Raw genomic sequence first — 15,167 nt, 5'->3', positions numbered from 1 at the left:
GACGCATGCCGTTTCCATGCCCCCGCGTGGCCCAGGCGTGGTCCCCTCGCAAGCGTGTGCATCTAGCGGTGTCTCCGTTCAGGGATCATCACGAGCCTGCCGGGGTGTACGGTCGCGTGAATCTCCTTGTGGACCGCGTGTCCCGGAGCCGGGCGCAGACGCCACTGCGAGCAGATGACGGCGAGGTCCGTCATGTACTCGACGACCGCGAAGTTGCCCCCTATACATGTGTGCGAGCCGGCACCGAACGGCATGAACGCGTGCCTGGGAATGTCCTGGACCCTCTCGGGTAACCACCGGTCGGGGTCGAAACGGTCGGGCTCGGGAAACCAGCGCGGATCGTGGTGCAGAAGGTAGGGGCTGTAGATCATCTGGGCCCCGGCGGGCAGCCTGACGCTGCCGAGCCGCACCGGGCGACGCGTGCGCCGCATCTGGAACCAGATCGAGTATTCGCGCAGCACCTCGGAGACGATTCTGCCGAGGTACTCCAGCCGCGGAAGGTCGCCGTACTCGGGAGTCCTGCCATCGAGCACGCTGTCCAGCTCCGAGTGGAGACGGTCTTCCATCCCCGGATTCCGCCCGATCTCGTAGAACAGCCACGCAAGGGCCGAGGAGGAGGTCTCCACCCCGGCCATGTAGAAGGCGACGATCTCGTCTTGGATCTCCTGATCGCTCAGCGTCCTGCCGTCCTCTCCCCGAGCATGGAGGAGCGTGGACAAGAGGTCACCGCAGTTGTCACGGCCGGACCGGCTGGCGCTGATCACGTTGTCTACCACTACGCCGACGTCGGACAAGGCCCGCCGGAAGCGGCGGTTGACAGGCAGCGGCAACCGAGCCGTCCAAAGGGGAGCCACGACCCGCTGGATACCGCCCCGCATCAGGATCGGCACCGAGCGCTGGATGGCGCGGGCGGAGTCCTCGGTGAGGTCGGTGAATAAGCTCCGCGTTACTGTTTCCAACGCCAGCGCAGCCATCTCATCCGTCATCTCCAGCGGCTTCCCATGGCGCCACGTGGCCGTGACGTCGGCGACGGCCGACTTCATCACCGACGTATGCCGGGCCAGGGACGCGTGGCGGAATTCAGGTTGAATCATCCGGCGGCGCAGACGATGGATCTCTCCGTCGCTGAACACCAGCCCGTTCCCGAAATGCGTCCTCGACCTGCTGTGGGCGAGTCCACGCGAGTATTCGCGAGCATCGGTGACCAGCATCTGGTGGACGAGCTCCGGATGCGTAACCACGTAGGCGTTCACCATGCCCAGCTGTACGCGCACCACGTCGCCGAGGTCGGCCAAGGACCGCATGAAGTCCAGCGGGCGGCGCATGAGGGTGGGCGCGTGTCCTAGCAGCGGCCAGGCGCCAGGCGCCCGCGGAGGAACACTTCGTGACGCCACTGAGGCCCCTTTCCGCAAGCGCAGGCCAATCCAGAGCCACCGCAACCGGTGGTGGGCAGAACTTGGTCACCTACCAGAGGGCAATATCTCGCCCAAAAATGACATTCCATCTATTGTGTGCCTATATGCCATCTTTGGCAAGATGCTGTGGAAAAGGGTGGATACGAGCCTTTCGCCACAGAGGCGGCCGGGGCCCAGGACGTCGGCCGAGCGCCGCCTTCTTCGACGAGGCCGGCCGGTCATCTGCCGAGATCGCGAGGGTCGGCATTCGAGGATGCAGTGCGAACTGGCAGCAGTCTCAAGGGGCTTGAGAGGTTCCGCTCCCCCGCTCAGGCGGAGGCCGGGACGGTTGAAGCGTCTGGTCAGCCGGGGTTCGGGAGGATGTGGAGCCTGCCGGTCGTGTGGTGATGATGTCGGTCCAGGGCCATCGGGCGGGCAGACGCAGCCAGTGGCGGCGGTCGGTGTTCACGAGCTGGGCGGCGGCGGAGAACAGGCACAGGGCGACACCGGCAACGGAGAGCCGGCGGCAGCGATCAGCAGCGGCCTGCAGTGGCCCACCGGCCCACCGGCCCACGGCGCCCGAGGGGTGACCAGCCGGGAGCGGGGCCTCCCTCATCTACCCGGCCGCGATGTGCGGTGCCGACCGTGCAACGTCTTCAACACCTTCGCACCATGGGGCAGTTCCACACGGCAGGGGGATGCGGTTGCACTGGAGGCATGACCCGCGCACCGGTCCTCGTCCCCGACCCGCTCCTCCGGTTCAAACCCCTCGTGGAGCCCGCGCTCAAGGCCGCCGTGGGCCGGCTGCACCCCGCCCTCGCCCGGATGGGCGGGTACGCCTTCGGCTGGTGCGCCGCCGACGGAAGCTCCGCCTCCGCCCCCGGCGGGAAGGGGGTCCGGTCCGCGCTCACGTTGCTCGCCGCGGAGGCCGCGGGCGGGACCGCGCAGGTGGCGGTGCCCGCGGCCGTCGCCGTCGAACTGGTGCACGGCTTCTCACTGGTGCACGACGACATCATGGACGGCGACGAGCTCCGCCGGAGCCGCCCGACCGTGTGGAAGACCTTCGGCTCCGGGCCCGCCGTGCTCGCCGGGGACGCGATGCTGGCGCTGGCCCTGTCCACCGTCGCCCGCACGGGCCTCGGCACCGCCTGCACCGAACTGGCGGACTCCCTCGGAGCTCTGATGCGCGGCCAGGCGGATGACCTCGCCTTTGAGTCACGCCCCTTCACCGGGCCCGAAGCGGTCACCGTGGACGAGTACCTGGCCATGGCCCGTGACAAGACCGGTGCCCTGCTCGGCGCCGGCGCCGCCATGGGCGCCGCCTTCGCCGGGGCGGACAGCGACACCGTCGCGGCCTACCGCCGGTTCGGCAGCGAACTGGGCCTGGCCTTCCAGGCCGTCGACGACGTCCTCGGTATGTGGGGCGATCCCCGCCGGACCGGCAAACCGGCCGGCGGTGACCTGGCCCGCGGCAAGAAGACCCTCCCGCTGCTGTCGGCTCTCGCCACCGTGACCCCGGCCTCGACCCGCCTCGCCCGGCTCGTTGAGCGCCCCCTCACCGGAGACGAACTGCATGCTGCCGCCGCCCTTGTCGCAGAGGCAGGCGGCCTCCGACACGCGCAGAACCACGCCCGCACCCACCACCGGCGCGCCCTGCACGCCATGGAGTCGGCCGCACCCCGACCCGGCCCGGCGGCCGACCTGACCGCGCTCGCCGGCTACCTGCTCGACCGGACCGCGTGAGGAGACGGATCGACGCCGGCGCGATCGAAGAAGCCGGCCGCATCTGTGCCACGGCGGCCCTGGGCCGGCGCGCCCTGACGAGTACCTGTACGCGCCCCCGGCCACGTCCGCGCCTCGGTCCCGGCTGCTCTGCGCCTGGAGAAGAAGCCCGGAAGAGCGCCCTCAAGGACGCTCACTCGACGGCGGGAAGCGCCACCGCGTATTCGCCGTCGACGCCGTCCTCGTAGGCGCGCGCATACATCCGCCGGTGGAACGACACGCATCGCGCGATCATGGTGCAGATCGTGGCATCGCCCAACTGCCTGGAGAGACACCTCAATTGGGTGTTCAGGACTGTTGAGGCCGTACGGTAACGGGTGGCCGCCAGAGCGAGGCGCTCGCCGAACAGCCGGAGTGCGTCCGGGGTGGCGGGGAGGTTCCGGAGGCCGTCGAGGCAGACGTTGGACTCCCCGTGGACGACGTCCTTGCGAAGCCGCGCCAGGGCGTCGCGCGGCCCGGCGTCCAGCAGCAGGTTCCTCAGCGTCGCGGCGTCTGCGGATACGGCGGCGTCGCTGAGCGTGGCGGCGAGCCGGGCCAGGAGGGCGTCCCGCACGGCCTGCTGTTCCATCAGGGGCGTGCCGCAGTCGTTGAGGAGGCGCAGGATCAGCGCGGCGCTCTCCAGAGTGGCCTCGATCCGGTCGATCGCCTCGGCGAAGGCGGGGTTCGGGCGGACGAGTTCAGCGATGACGCCGGCAACATAGCCGAGTGTGGAGATCGCGAGGCTCGTGTCCAGCCCGGTCGAGAGCAGTTCCTCCGCGGTCAGTTCCTTCGTCAGCAGCCGGTTCACCCCTGCGTACCGGCGGACGAGGCCGGAGCGGACGAGTTCCTCCGAGGCGAGCCCGCGCACGTTCTCCACCTGGGCGACGGTGCACTCGATGTTGGCGGTGAGCACGGGCAGCACGTCGGCCGCCACCTCCTCGGCACGCTCCCCGGGGTGCAGCCGCTCGAACGCGTCGGCGAGCGTCTGGAATTCGCCGCCGCCGAGGCTCTGCCGGAAGAACGATACGCCGTGCGCGAGCGGCCGCAGCGCCAGCACGGCCTCGCGGGCCTCGCCACTCCCACCGCCCGCAAGCCGGTGCATCGTGGCGTTGTTGAAGCCGACGAGCAGTTCGCGTCGCTCCGCGGCACCGAGGTCGTGCGGCGGTGGGTCCGCCAGCCCGATGGCCAGATGGTCGGAGGCCATTTCGCAGACCAGATGAGCGTTCATGCCGCCGAAGAGACCGGCGAGTCTGTTCAGTTCGGCCGCGTCGAAGAGCCCCGACACGAGATGCTCCGCCATTTTGGCGTTCTGCGCGAGACCGTTGAGCTGCAGCCACCGCTCGGCGCAGCCGGGCCGCCCGGCGGCCCACTCGGCGAACCGCCGAAACGGCCCGTCCGGCATCAGCGCGAGGCTCTCGCGGTAGGCGGCGACCTGCTGTTGCCACATGGTGCATCTCCTTCCGGGGCGTTCCCTCAGTAGAGCCCGACCGGCGGGTTGCCCACAGCCGGTGCTCAACAGGTTCAACACATCCGCCGAGGCCCTCACCGTTGCCGATATGGCGGGCACGGGGCCCCGGACGCCCGGCTCGGCTCACCCTGGACGCCCGGCTCGGCCCGGCGCGAGCCGGGCCATCGCGTGCACACCGTCTTCCAGGCCGCCGACCCCGAGTGGCCACACCTCGGGCTGGTGCGGGTGCGGGCGATCCGCCGGGACGCGGGCAGAGCTTCCACGTCGGCTGCTACCACAGCCGGATCGCGCCCGAGGACCTCCCTGTCACGCCCACCGGGTGCTGCTGGTGCGCCATGCCCGCCATATCGGCAACGGTGAGGACCTCGGGCGCCAGTGGCGCATCAACACCTTCAACACCACACATCGCTCCGGCACTTCCTTTCGGCGTGCGTGGTGCGGCTCACTGGAGAGAGTCCGGCAGGACGACAGAGCAAGGGAAGGCGGCCGCGATGCAGCGCACCGTACTGCTTGCCGCGCCGCGGTCGTTCTGCGCCGGGGTGGAGCGGGCGATCGAGGCCGTCGAGCGGACGCTCGAACGCCGCGGCGCCCCCGTCTACGTACGCAAGCAGATCGTGCACAACGCGCACGTCGTGAACGATCTCGCCGGGCGGGGCGCCGTCTTCGTGGATGAGCTCGACGAGGTGCCCGACGGCGCTGTCGTCGTCTTCTCGGCGCACGGGGTCTCCCCCGCAGTGCGGGACGAGGCGGCGCGGCGCGGTCTTGACGTTGTCGATGCCACCTGCCCGCTGGTGACCAAGGTGCACAGCGAGGCCAGGCGGTTCGCCGGGCGCGGGGACACCGTGGTGCTCATCGGGCACGCCGGGCACGAGGAGGTCGAGGGCACGATGGGTGTGGCGCCCGAGCGCACCGTCCTCGTACAGAACGTGGACGAGGCGGCCGCGCTGGAGCTCGACGACCCCGATCACGTCACCTATCTGACCCAGACCACGCTCTCCGTCGAGGAGACGTCGTCGATCGTCGAGGCGCTTCAGGGGCGCTTCCCGGGCCTCAAGCCCCCGCCGTCGGACGACATCTGCTACGCCACCACCAACCGTCAGCAGGCGCTGCGCCGGATCGCCCGTGAGGCCGACCTCGTGCTCGTCGTCGGCTCGGTGAACTCCTCCAACTCCCTGCGGCTGGTGGAGCTTGCCCGCTCCCTCGGCGCCGTCGCCCACCTGATCGACGGCGCCCGCGACATCGACCCGGCGTGGCTGGAGGGCGCCGCGACCATCGGGCTCACGGCCGGCGCGTCAGCCCCTGAGCGCCTCGTCGACGAGGTGATCGGCCATCTGCGCACCCTCGGCCCCGTCACCATTGCCGAACGCACCGCCGCGACCGAGGACGTCCACTTCGCACTCCCCAGGAACGTGAGGCGCAAACCATGACCACCCTGGACACCATCGGCTCCCGGGAGGCTCTGCGCTCCCTCGACCCGGATCGGCTCCTCGTGCTCGCCGAGGAAATACGCGCGTTCCTCATCGACAAGGTCACCCGCACCGGCGGCCACCTCGGGCCGAATCTGGGAGCCGTGGAGCTGACGATCGCTCTGCACCGCGTCTTCGACTCGCCCCGGGACGCGATCGTCTTCGACACCGGCCACCAGGCGTACGTCCACAAGGTCCTGACCGGCCGAGTCAAGGGCTTCGACCGGCTGCGCAGGCCGGGAGGTCTGTCCGGCTATCCCTCACGGGCCGAGTCCGAGCACGACTGGGTGGAGAACTCCCACGCGTCCACGTCCCTCTCCTACGCCGACGGGCTGGCCAAGGCGTTCGCGTTGCGCGGGCAGCGCGACCGCCGCGTTGTGGCGGTCATCGGCGACGGCGCGCTCACGGGCGGCATGGCCTGGGAGGCGCTCAACAACATCGGAAGCGCCCGGGACCGGCCGGTCATCGTCGTGCTCAACGACAACGGCCGCTCCTACGCCCCGACGGGCGGGGGGCTTGCCGAGCACCTCGCCGCCGGGCCGGGTGAAGTCAACTCCTTCACCGCGCTGGGACTCGCCTACCTCGGCCCGGTCGACGGCCACGACACGCCCGAGATCGAACGGGCGTTGTGCCGCGCCCGTGCCCTGGACCGGCCCGTGGTGGTCCACGTCAGGACCATCAAGGGCAAGGGCTACCCGCCCGCCGAGGCGGACGAGGCGGACTGCCTGCACGCCGTCGGCACCGTGGACCCGGCCACGGGCAGACCCGCGTCGGCGGGTCCGCCGTCGTGGACGACGGTCTTCGGCCAGGAGCTGCTCCGACTCGCCGAGAAACACGACGAGCTGGTCGCGATCACCGCCTCCATGCTGCGCCCCACCGGTCTGAACCCGATGGCCGTCGCCTTCCCCGGTCGGGTCTTCGACGTCGGCATCGCCGAGCAGCACGCCGTCACCTCTGCCGCCGGGCTCGCCATGGGCGGACTCCATCCGGTCGTCGCCGTCTACGCCACCTTCCTCAACCGTGCCTTCGACCAGGTGCTCATGGATGTGGGACTGCATCGGCTGCCGGTGACGTTCGTCCTCGACCGGGCCGGGATCACCGGCCCCGACGGTCCGTCCCACCACGGCATGTGGGACCTGGCGATCCTCTCCGCGGTCCCCGGGCTGCGGGTCGCCGCACCCCGCGACGCCACCCGCCTGCGCCAACTTCTCACCGAGGCCGTCGAGTGCGATCACGGCGCCACAGCGCTTCGGCTGCCCAAGGCCTCCGTAGGCGGCGACATCCCCGCCCTCGTCACCATGGACGGCATCGACATCCTGCACCGCGGCGCCGCCCGCCCCCTCGACGTCCTGCTCCTGCCCGTCGGCCCGCTCGCCGCGGCGGCGCTGGAGGCCGCCGCCGAGCTGGAGCGCCACGGCATCGGCGTCACGGTCGCCGACCCACGCTGGGTGCTGCCCGTCAACCCCGCGCTGCCGGGAATCGTGGCCCGTCACGCCCTCGCCGTTTCCATCGAGGACGGGATACGCACCGGCGGTGTCGGATCGGCCCTCGCCCTGGCCTGCGCCGACGCGGGCGTCACGACTCCGGTGCACACACTGGGTCTGGCCCGCGCCTATCTCCCCCACGGCTCCCGCGGCACGCTGCTGGGGCAGGCGGGGCTTGACGCGGCCGGCATCACCCGAGCCGTACTCCAACGCACCGGTCGGATCAACGTCCCTGTGGAAACCGAGAGGTCACCATGACCTCGATCGATCTCGGCCTTCCCGCGCTGCCGGTCAAACCCCCGGCACGCCGCCCCACCCGCCGGATCCGCGTCGGCGGCGTCCCCGTCGGCGGCGGCGCACCGATCACCGTGCAGACCATGACCACGACCAACACCGCGGACATCGACGCCACCTTGCAGCAGATCGCCGAGGTGACCGCCGCCGGCTGCGACATCATCCGCGTCGCCGTCCCCTCCGCCGACGACGCGCTGGCACTGCCCGCCATAGTGGCCAGGTCGCCGATCCCGGTCATCGCAGACATCCACTTCCAGTCCAAGTACGTCTTCGCCGCGATCGACGCCGGGTGCGCGGCCGTCCGCGTCAACCCCGGCAACATCCGGCGGTTCGATGACAAGGTGGGGCAGATCGCGAAGGCGGCCGGGAGGGCGGACGTCCCGATCCGCATCGGGGTGAACGCCGGCTCCCTCGACAGGCGGCTGCTGGCCAAGCACGGCGGAGCCGTTCCCGAGGCGCTGGTGGAGTCCGCGCTGTGGGAGTGCTCGCTGTTCGAGGAGCACGGTTTCCGCGAGCTCAAGATCGCGGTCAAGCACCACGACCCGCTCACCGTGATCGCCGCCAACCGGATGCTCGCCGAACGCTGCGACTACCCCCTCCACCTCGGCGTCACCGAGGCAGGCCCCGCGTTCCAGGGCTCCATCAAGTCCGCGGTGGCCTTCTCCGTACTCCTGGCGGAGGGCATCGGCGACACCATCCGCGTCTCACTCTCCGCACCGCCCGTCGAACAGGTCAAGGCCGGCAACCACATCCTCGCCTCGCTCGGACTGCGCCCGCGCAAGCTGGAGATCGTCTCCTGCCCGGGCTGCGGCCGCCTCCAGGTCGACATCCACGCCCTTGCCGCCAAGGTCGAGGCAGCCTTCGACGGGTTCCCCCACCCGCTGCGCATCGCCGTCATGGGCTGCGTCGTCAACGGCCCGGGCGAAGCCCGCGAAGCCGACCTGGGCGTCTCGTGCGGCAACGGCAAAGGCCAGATCTTCCGCAAGGGCCAAGTCCTGCGCACCGTCCCCGAAGCGCAGATCGTCGAAGCACTTGTGGACGAGGCTCTGAGCCTGACCCGGGAACCGGACCGCATGGCCGCACCGCCGCGGGAGAGGGCGTGAGTACCGCCCGCACCGTTGCCGCCGATCCGATGGATACGGCCCGGATCCGGGATCAGGTGGACGGCATCCTGGACGACTTCCTTGACAACTCCCTTACCCGTGAGGCCGCGTCACCACCTGCTACCACCTGCCCGCCGAAGTCCGATTTCACGGAGGTCGACAGCGATGGACGTCACCGAGGTGGACGCGGCCTATGCGTACTGCGAGCGGGTGACCAGCCACCGCGCGGGCAACTTCCGCTACGGGATCCGGCTGCTCCCCAGGACCGACCGTCTGGCGCTGTGTGCCGTCTACGCCTACGCCCGTGAGATCGACGACCTGGCCGATGGCGGTCTGGACACGGACGTCAAGCACCGCGAGCTGACACGGATGAGACAGCAACTCACGAACCTGCGTGCGTACCCGGACCCCGTGTGTGTGGCGTTGGGGGACACTGCTCATCGTTATCCCATCCCGCTGAAGGCGTTCGATGAGCTGATCGACGGTGTCGAGATGGACGTCGCCGGTGCGGAGTTCGGCACTTTCGACGATCTCTACGTCTACTGCGACCGGGTCGCGGGATCGGTAGGCAGGCTCTGCCTGGGAGTGTTCCCGCCAAGCGGCCACCCGAAGGCCGCGAATCTGGCGTCATCACTGTGGATCGGTATGCAGCTGACCAATATTCTCCGGGACATCGCCGAGGACGCGGACGCGGGACGCGTATACCTGCCGACCGAGGATCTACGCACATTCCTCCCTGTCCCGAACGGTCCACCGGTCTCATTCCGACACGGCCCGAGCTTTGACGCCTTGGTTCGTTTCCAGGCGGAACGGGCATTGCGCTTCTACGTCGAAGGCCTGCGTCTGCTTCCGCTTCTCCACCATCGCAGTTCGGCCTGCCTGGGCACCATGGCCGGGGTGTACCTGAGGCTCCTCACCCGGATAGCAGATGAACCGTCACAGCTGCTGGATCGCCGGATCACTGTGCCGAGGGGGGAGAAGGTCGAGATCGCCGTGCGGACCGTGGCCGGCCTCCCAGCGGGCCGCCGCACGCTGCTTCACGGTCTCAGATCCGCCCTCCAACGCAGCGGTCCGGCGAAAGACGGCCGGTCATGTCGGCCGGCGTGATGCTCGGCAGCGCGGCATTCAATGTCGGCATTGTGTTGTGCGGAGTGTTCTGGACGCTCGCCTACGTGCTGATCATCCGGCGAGCGAGAGCGGACGGGATCTACGGCATGCCGGTGGTGGCCTTGTGCGCCAACCTCTCATGGGAGGCGATCAGTTCATTCATCGAGCCTCCTCCTGGGTTCCTCAGACCGATCCCCTTCGCTTGGCTCGTCCTCGACCTCGTCATAGCCTGGCAGGCGCTCAGATACGGCCCCGGCCAATTTCCGCGCATCTCAGCCAAGGTCTTCTACGGCTTGTTCGGCCTGACCCTGCTGGCAGCGCTGGCGATGACGTTCCAGCTGAACCAAGTCTTCATCGCGTACTACCACGATCACTGGGGGCTTTACGGGGGGTTCGCCGCCGCGTTGATGATGGCGGGGCTGTTCCTGTTCATGTGGTACGAACGCGCGTCCACCGCGGGTCAGTCCGTCCCGATCGCCGTCTGCATGCTGCTGGGCAACTTCTGCGCCGGCGCCGCCTGGCTCGCATACCCGCCGCCGGGAATCGTCGCATCGACGTTCCAGGAATCCCTCGTGGCCGTCACCCTTGCCCTGAATGCGCTCTACGTCACCGTGCTGTGGCAGCACGGTCGATCGGACGGCCATACGCGCACCGCGACATCCGAGCCAGAGATGTCCCACACGAATGACGAACTGTGAGCATCGGCCGGGACGCGGAGAGAGTCCTCCTGGAAACCAGCCGCACCTTCTACATCCCTGTCATCGCACTGCCCGGGGGCCTACGCGAGCCGGTGATGTCCTTCTTCCTCTGCCTGCGGGCGATCGACGAAATCGAAGACCACCCCGGCATCGCAGACGACGCCAAGCAGCACCTGCTCCGGCAGATCAGCCACGCTCTGCGGTCCGGACAGTGCACCGCCGGCACCACCGGCACCACCGGCTCACTGCCCTTGCTGCGCTCGTATTCCGGCCAACTGCCCGAGATCTCCCAACGGATCGGCGAATGGGCCGCTTTGGCGCCCCCCACGATCGCCTGCCGCACCTGGGAGACGCTCTCGTCCATCGCCGACCGCATGGCCGAATGGGTGGGACTGCAGTGGACCATCGACACCCAGTCCGATCTCGACCGGTACACGTTCGATGTGGCCGGCATCGTCGGACTGCTCCTCAGCGACTTGTGGGCCTGGTTCGACGGCACTGCTACCGACCGGTCACTGGCCGTTGGCTTCGGCCGGGGACTCCAGGCGATCAACATCCTCCAGAACAGGGAAGAGGACCTGACCAGAAACATCGACTTCTTCCCCACCGGCTGGAGCACGCCACAGGTACGCGACTACGCCGTGAGAAACCTGAATGCAGGTGACCTCTATGTAGCGCACCTGCCTCCCGGCCCCGTTCTCGACTTCTGCAGAGTCCCCCTCACTCTCGCCTGGGCGACACTCGCCGCCCTAGGACAAGGCCGCACCAAACTCACCCGCCACGAAGTGGCCCACCTGCTCGGCACCACCATGCACAGGGGGCGACCGACCCAGGCGCCGCGGCACGATGGCGACTGAGCTGAGCCGGGTTCAGAGCGCAAGGGGACCCGGCCTGGATGCGCGCCGGGTCCGCGCCTGATCCACGCCTGATCCGCGCCTGATCCACGCCTGATCCGCGCCTGATCCACGGCTCGGCTGAACACAACGCCGCCCCGTTACGTACCTTCCAGTACTGCCAAGTAGGTTGAACCGCCGGTTCGGTTGCCGGTTGATTCTGCGATACGCACAACGGCTCGGGAGGAACACTTGTTGCGGCGCATCAACGGGACAGCACTCATCATCGCGGCCCTGGTAGCCACGGTCGGCGCGCTCGCGTTCCCCGTCTGGTCCTACGCCGACCGGTCCGGCACCGGTCAGGCGAACCTCAACGCGTCGAGCGTGGCGACGCAGTGGGGACCGCTGTCGGCGACCGACCGGGACTTCCTCGTGAAGGTGCGGCTCGCGGGTCTCTGGGAGCTGCCCGCGGGCCAGCAGGCCATCGAACGTGCGCCGAGCCAGGCGATCAAGGACGCGGGTGACCACCTCGTCGTCGGCCACACCGACCTCGACCAGCGGGCCCGCGACGTGGCGGCGAAGCTCGGGGTCGAGCTGCCGAACCAACCCAACGAGCAGCAGCAGGGCTGGCTGCGGGAGCTGTCGGCGGCGAGCGGCCGCGAGTACGAGTGGAAGTTCGCGAACCTGCTGCGCATGGCGCACGGCAAGGTCTTCTCGCTGATAGCCCAGGTCCGGCACTCCACCCGCAACACCCTCATACGGCAGCTGGCGAGCGATGCCAACCAGACCGTGCTGGACCACATCACCATGCTGGAGGGGACCGGCATGGTGGACTTCGACGCGCTCGCCAACGACGCCGCCGGTGTGGCGACGGCCAGCCCGACGGGCCCGCCGCCGCCGGACGGCAATCTGCCGCCGGCGCCGGCGCCGGCCGGTCCGACGGGCAGCGACCAGTCGTTCACCTCGCGCCCCTCGACGCAGCCCGGCCCGCCCACCGCGGTCAACACCAACCGGCCCGCGCCCGGATCGTCCCCGTGACGGCGCGGATTCCGCAGGAACCTCAAATCAAGCTCTCAACGTCCCCTCCCCTGGATTCGGCACCGCTCTGCGGGGCCATCACCCCTGCACATGCAGGGGATCCGCGGACGCGGAGGAGGGGGGACCCATGAAGAAGCTCGACAGGCTCGGCAGCGGCATCGGCTGGCGCCCGGAGATCGCGGGCGCCGTCGAAGCCCTGCCGGGCCTCGACTGGGTCGAGGTCGTGGCCGAGAACGTGTGTCCCGGGCATCTGCCGGACTCCCTCGGGCGCCTCCTGGAGCGCGGCGTCACGGTCGTCCCGCACGGTGTCTCCCTGGGGCTGGGCGGCGCCGAGCGCCCCGATCCGGCGCGACTGACCGCCCTGGCCGAGCGGGCGCAGGCGCTGGGCGCCCCGCTGGTCACCGAGCACATCGCCTTCGTCCGCGCGGGCGGCGCGCTCACCGCCTCGCCCCGCATGGAGGCGGGCCATCTGCTGCCCGTCCCGCGCACCCGGGACGCCCTGGACGTCCTCTGCGAGAACGTCCGTATCGCCCAGGACGCCCTGCCCGTGCCGCTCGCGCTGGAGAACATCGCGGCGCTGATCTCCTGGCCCGGTGAGGAGCTGACGGAGGGGCAGTTCCTGGCCGAGCTCGTCGAGCGTACGGGCGTACGCCTGCTGATCGACGTCGCCAACCTCCACACCAATCACGTCAACCGCGGCGAGGACCCGGTGACCGCCCTCGACGAACTCCCTGTCGAGGCCATCGCGTACGTCCATGTCGCGGGCGGCGTCGAGCGCGACGGCGTGTGGCACGACACCCACGCCCACCCGGTGCCGCCCGCGGTCCTCGCCATCCTGTCGGAGCTGCGCTCGCGCACGGACCCGCCCGGCGTGCTGCTGGAGCGGGACGACGACTTCCCGCCCGCCGAGGAGCTGGCGGGCGAACTGGCGGCGATCCGGCGCACCTTGGATCTGGCCGCCGCCGCTCCGGCCACACCATTGACCACGACGGGGACGGCCGCACCGGCCGCCCGCACCGCGCCGACCGCCCCGACCGCCTCCGGCGAGGCCCAGACGCAGGCGCAGGAGCAGGAGCAGGCGCAGGAGCAGGAGCGGCGAAGGGAGCGCGTCGGGCTCGCGCAGGCCGCGCTGCTGTCGGCGCTGGTCGCGGGGACCCCCGCCCCCGAGGGCTTCGATTCGCGGCGGCTGCGGGTGCAGAGCAGGGCGCTGGCCGCGAAGCGGGCCGACGTGGTGGCCAAGGTGGCACCGGAGCTGCCCGAGATCCTCGGAAGCGGCTACCGGCCCGCGTTCCTCGCCTACGCCCAGGGCCGGCCCATGCGCGACGGTTACCGCCGCGACGCGCTCGACTTCGCCGAACATCTGCTGCTCGCCGGGCGGCCCGAGGACCCCGCCGCGCGGCGCCGGCTCACGCACTGGTGGCAGGACCGCGCCGGCGCCCGGCCGCCGCGCCGCTCGACCCGTTTCGTACGGGCGGCCCGCGCCGCCCTCGTCAGGAGGTGACCGCCGTGCTGTTCAACGTTCTTGCCGTACTGGTGACTCTCGCCGTGACCGTCTCCTCGGTGCTGCTGGTCCGGGGGCTCGCGGTCACCCGCCGCAGCGGCCCCGGCGGACCCGCGCACGACCTGATGGAGGTCGCCTTCCTGAACGGCGGCCCCGGCCGGGTCGCGGACACCGCGCTCGCCGCCATGGCCTCGGACGGACGGCTCGCGGTCGGCTGGCCCGGCATCGCCACCGTCCAGCGCCCCGTGGCCAACGACCCGGTCGAGCGCGTGGTGCTCCTGGAGGCGGCCGCCGCACCGAGCGGTGCCCTGCACACGCTGCGGGTCGCCGTGATGCGCAACCCCGCCGTGCAGGAGATAGGCGACGGGCTCGCGGCGCGCGGGCTGATGGTCGTGCCCCGCTCCCTGCGCCCCTGGCACATCTGGGCGTTCACGCAGACGATCTGCTGCTTCCTGCTGTTCCCGTTCTCGATCGCGCTGACCGTCGTGCAGTTCCTGGCGTTCGACGGGGGCGGGGGCACCCCCGTCCCGTTCGTCGTGAAGGTCCTGCCCGCCTTCTTCGCGGGCCTCGTCGTCGGACTCGTCTGCATGGGCAAGGCGCGCGGCAAGGTCACGGCGGCGGGCAGGCGCGCCGCCGCCGACTACGCCCGGGCCCCTGCGTACGCCGGCGACGCGGGCCGCGTCGTGGCCCTGCACGGGCTGCCTGCGCTGGTCGACGGGGATCTCAGGGCACATCTGATGGCGGCCGCCGGGCTGGCACGGAACAGCCAGGCGCGGCCCGCCGCGCATCACGGCTCGGGTGACGTGACCGCCGCGGCCGTCGTGGTCTGGTGCGCGTCGTCGGACCCCGGCGGCGGTGGCTCCGGCGGTGGCGGTGGCTGCGGTGGTGCCTCCTGCGGCGGAGGCGGAGGAGGAGGCTCCTCGTGCGGGGGCGGCTCGGGCGGCGGCTCCAGCTGCGGCGGGGGCGCGGGCGGATCGGGCTGCGGTGGGGGCAGTTCCAGCTGACTTCCCGGAACCGCTC

General features: G+C 70.5%; 12 protein-coding genes. 10 read left to right on the top strand and 2 right to left on the bottom strand.

What is annotated here, in order from left to right; translation table 11 throughout:
* Positions 1–62: 62 nt before the first annotated feature.
* Positions 63–1,394 carry a cytochrome P450 gene (locus KK483_RS28560; RefSeq protein ID WP_262008088.1) on the bottom strand — a complete coding sequence of 444 codons (1,332 nt, stop codon included), beginning with the start codon at positions 1,392–1,394 and terminating at the stop codon, positions 63–65.
* A 717-nt stretch (positions 1,395–2,111) separates the two neighbouring features.
* Here KK483_RS28560 and KK483_RS28555 point away from each other — a divergent pair.
* Positions 2,112–3,137, top strand: a complete 1,026-nt coding sequence (locus KK483_RS28555; protein ID WP_262008087.1) for a polyprenyl synthetase family protein — start codon at positions 2,112–2,114, stop codon at positions 3,135–3,137.
* A gap of 172 nt (positions 3,138–3,309) precedes the next feature.
* Here the strand turns inward: KK483_RS28555 and KK483_RS28550 are convergent, their stop codons facing one another.
* Positions 3,310–4,602, bottom strand: a complete 1,293-nt coding sequence (locus KK483_RS28550) for a hypothetical protein (RefSeq protein WP_262008086.1) — start codon at positions 4,600–4,602, stop codon at positions 3,310–3,312.
* A 512-nt stretch (positions 4,603–5,114) separates the two neighbouring features.
* On the opposite strand from KK483_RS28550, the gene KK483_RS28545 reads away from it, so the two are divergent.
* From KK483_RS28545 to KK483_RS28505, 9 genes are all read left to right on the top strand, one after another.
* Positions 5,115–6,050, top strand: coding sequence for a 4-hydroxy-3-methylbut-2-enyl diphosphate reductase (locus tag KK483_RS28545; protein ID WP_399015188.1), 936 nt, complete (start codon positions 5,115–5,117; stop codon positions 6,048–6,050).
* Entirely contained in the window at positions 6,047–7,831 is a 1,785-nt protein-coding gene (locus tag KK483_RS28540) for a 1-deoxy-D-xylulose-5-phosphate synthase (RefSeq protein WP_262008084.1), read from the top strand. The genes KK483_RS28545 and KK483_RS28540 overlap by 4 nt, the downstream gene beginning before the upstream one ends.
* A complete protein-coding gene (ispG, locus tag KK483_RS28535; protein WP_262008083.1) occupies positions 7,828–8,970 on the top strand; it encodes a flavodoxin-dependent (E)-4-hydroxy-3-methylbut-2-enyl-diphosphate synthase in 1,143 nt (380 codons plus the stop codon). The genes KK483_RS28540 and ispG overlap by 4 nt, the downstream gene beginning before the upstream one ends.
* 165 nt (positions 8,971–9,135) lie before the next feature.
* Positions 9,136–10,077: a squalene/phytoene synthase family protein gene (locus KK483_RS28530; protein WP_262008082.1), complete on the top strand. Its 942-nt coding sequence runs from the start codon at positions 9,136–9,138 to the stop codon at positions 10,075–10,077.
* Positions 10,062–10,775, top strand: coding sequence for a hypothetical protein (locus tag KK483_RS28525; protein ID WP_262008081.1), 714 nt, complete (start codon positions 10,062–10,064; stop codon positions 10,773–10,775). The genes KK483_RS28530 and KK483_RS28525 overlap by 16 nt, the downstream gene beginning before the upstream one ends.
* Positions 10,772–11,632, top strand: coding sequence for a squalene/phytoene synthase family protein (locus KK483_RS28520; RefSeq protein ID WP_262008080.1), 861 nt, complete (start codon positions 10,772–10,774; stop codon positions 11,630–11,632). The genes KK483_RS28525 and KK483_RS28520 overlap by 4 nt, the downstream gene beginning before the upstream one ends.
* 231 nt (positions 11,633–11,863) lie before the next feature.
* The gene (locus KK483_RS28515; protein ID WP_262008079.1) at positions 11,864–12,646 is read left to right on the top strand and encodes a DUF4142 domain-containing protein; all 783 of its coding nucleotides are present in this window, start codon (positions 11,864–11,866) and stop codon (positions 12,644–12,646) included.
* 127 nt (positions 12,647–12,773) lie between these two features.
* On the top strand, positions 12,774–14,147 hold the full coding sequence (locus KK483_RS28510) for a DUF692 domain-containing protein (RefSeq protein WP_262008078.1): 1,374 nt from the start codon (positions 12,774–12,776) through the stop codon (positions 14,145–14,147).
* A gap of 5 nt (positions 14,148–14,152) precedes the next feature.
* A complete protein-coding gene (locus tag KK483_RS28505) occupies positions 14,153–15,151 on the top strand; it encodes a TIGR04222 domain-containing membrane protein (RefSeq protein WP_262008077.1) in 999 nt (332 codons plus the stop codon).
* Positions 15,152–15,167: the final 16 nt, after the last annotated feature.

It is taken from the genome of Streptomyces sp. FIT100, assembly GCF_024584805.1.
Lineage (GTDB): Bacteria > Actinomycetota > Actinomycetes > Streptomycetales > Streptomycetaceae > Streptomyces.
Note: the sequence above shows the minus strand (reverse complement) of the source record. Positions and strands in the feature narration are given on the sequence as shown.

What these genes read in the sequence shown, in the direction of transcription:
- ispG (WP_262008083.1), top strand. Translation starts at nt 7,828, where the DNA reads ATGACCTCGATCGATCTCGGCCTTCCCGCGCTGCCGGTCAAACCCCCG.
- KK483_RS28525 (WP_262008081.1), top strand. Translation starts at nt 10,062, where the DNA reads ATGTCGGCCGGCGTGATGCTCGGCAGCGCGGCATTCAATGTCGGCATT.
- KK483_RS28545 (WP_399015188.1), top strand. Translation starts at nt 5,115, where the DNA reads ATGCAGCGCACCGTACTGCTTGCCGCGCCGCGGTCGTTCTGCGCCGGG.
- KK483_RS28530 (WP_262008082.1), top strand. Translation starts at nt 9,136, where the DNA reads ATGGACGTCACCGAGGTGGACGCGGCCTATGCGTACTGCGAGCGGGTG.
- KK483_RS28550 (WP_262008086.1), bottom strand. Translation starts at nt 4,602, where the DNA reads ATGTGGCAACAGCAGGTCGCCGCCTACCGCGAGAGCCTCGCGCTGATG.
- KK483_RS28540 (WP_262008084.1), top strand. Translation starts at nt 6,047, where the DNA reads ATGACCACCCTGGACACCATCGGCTCCCGGGAGGCTCTGCGCTCCCTC.
- KK483_RS28510 (WP_262008078.1), top strand. Translation starts at nt 12,774, where the DNA reads ATGAAGAAGCTCGACAGGCTCGGCAGCGGCATCGGCTGGCGCCCGGAG.
- KK483_RS28555 (WP_262008087.1), top strand. Translation starts at nt 2,112, where the DNA reads ATGACCCGCGCACCGGTCCTCGTCCCCGACCCGCTCCTCCGGTTCAAA.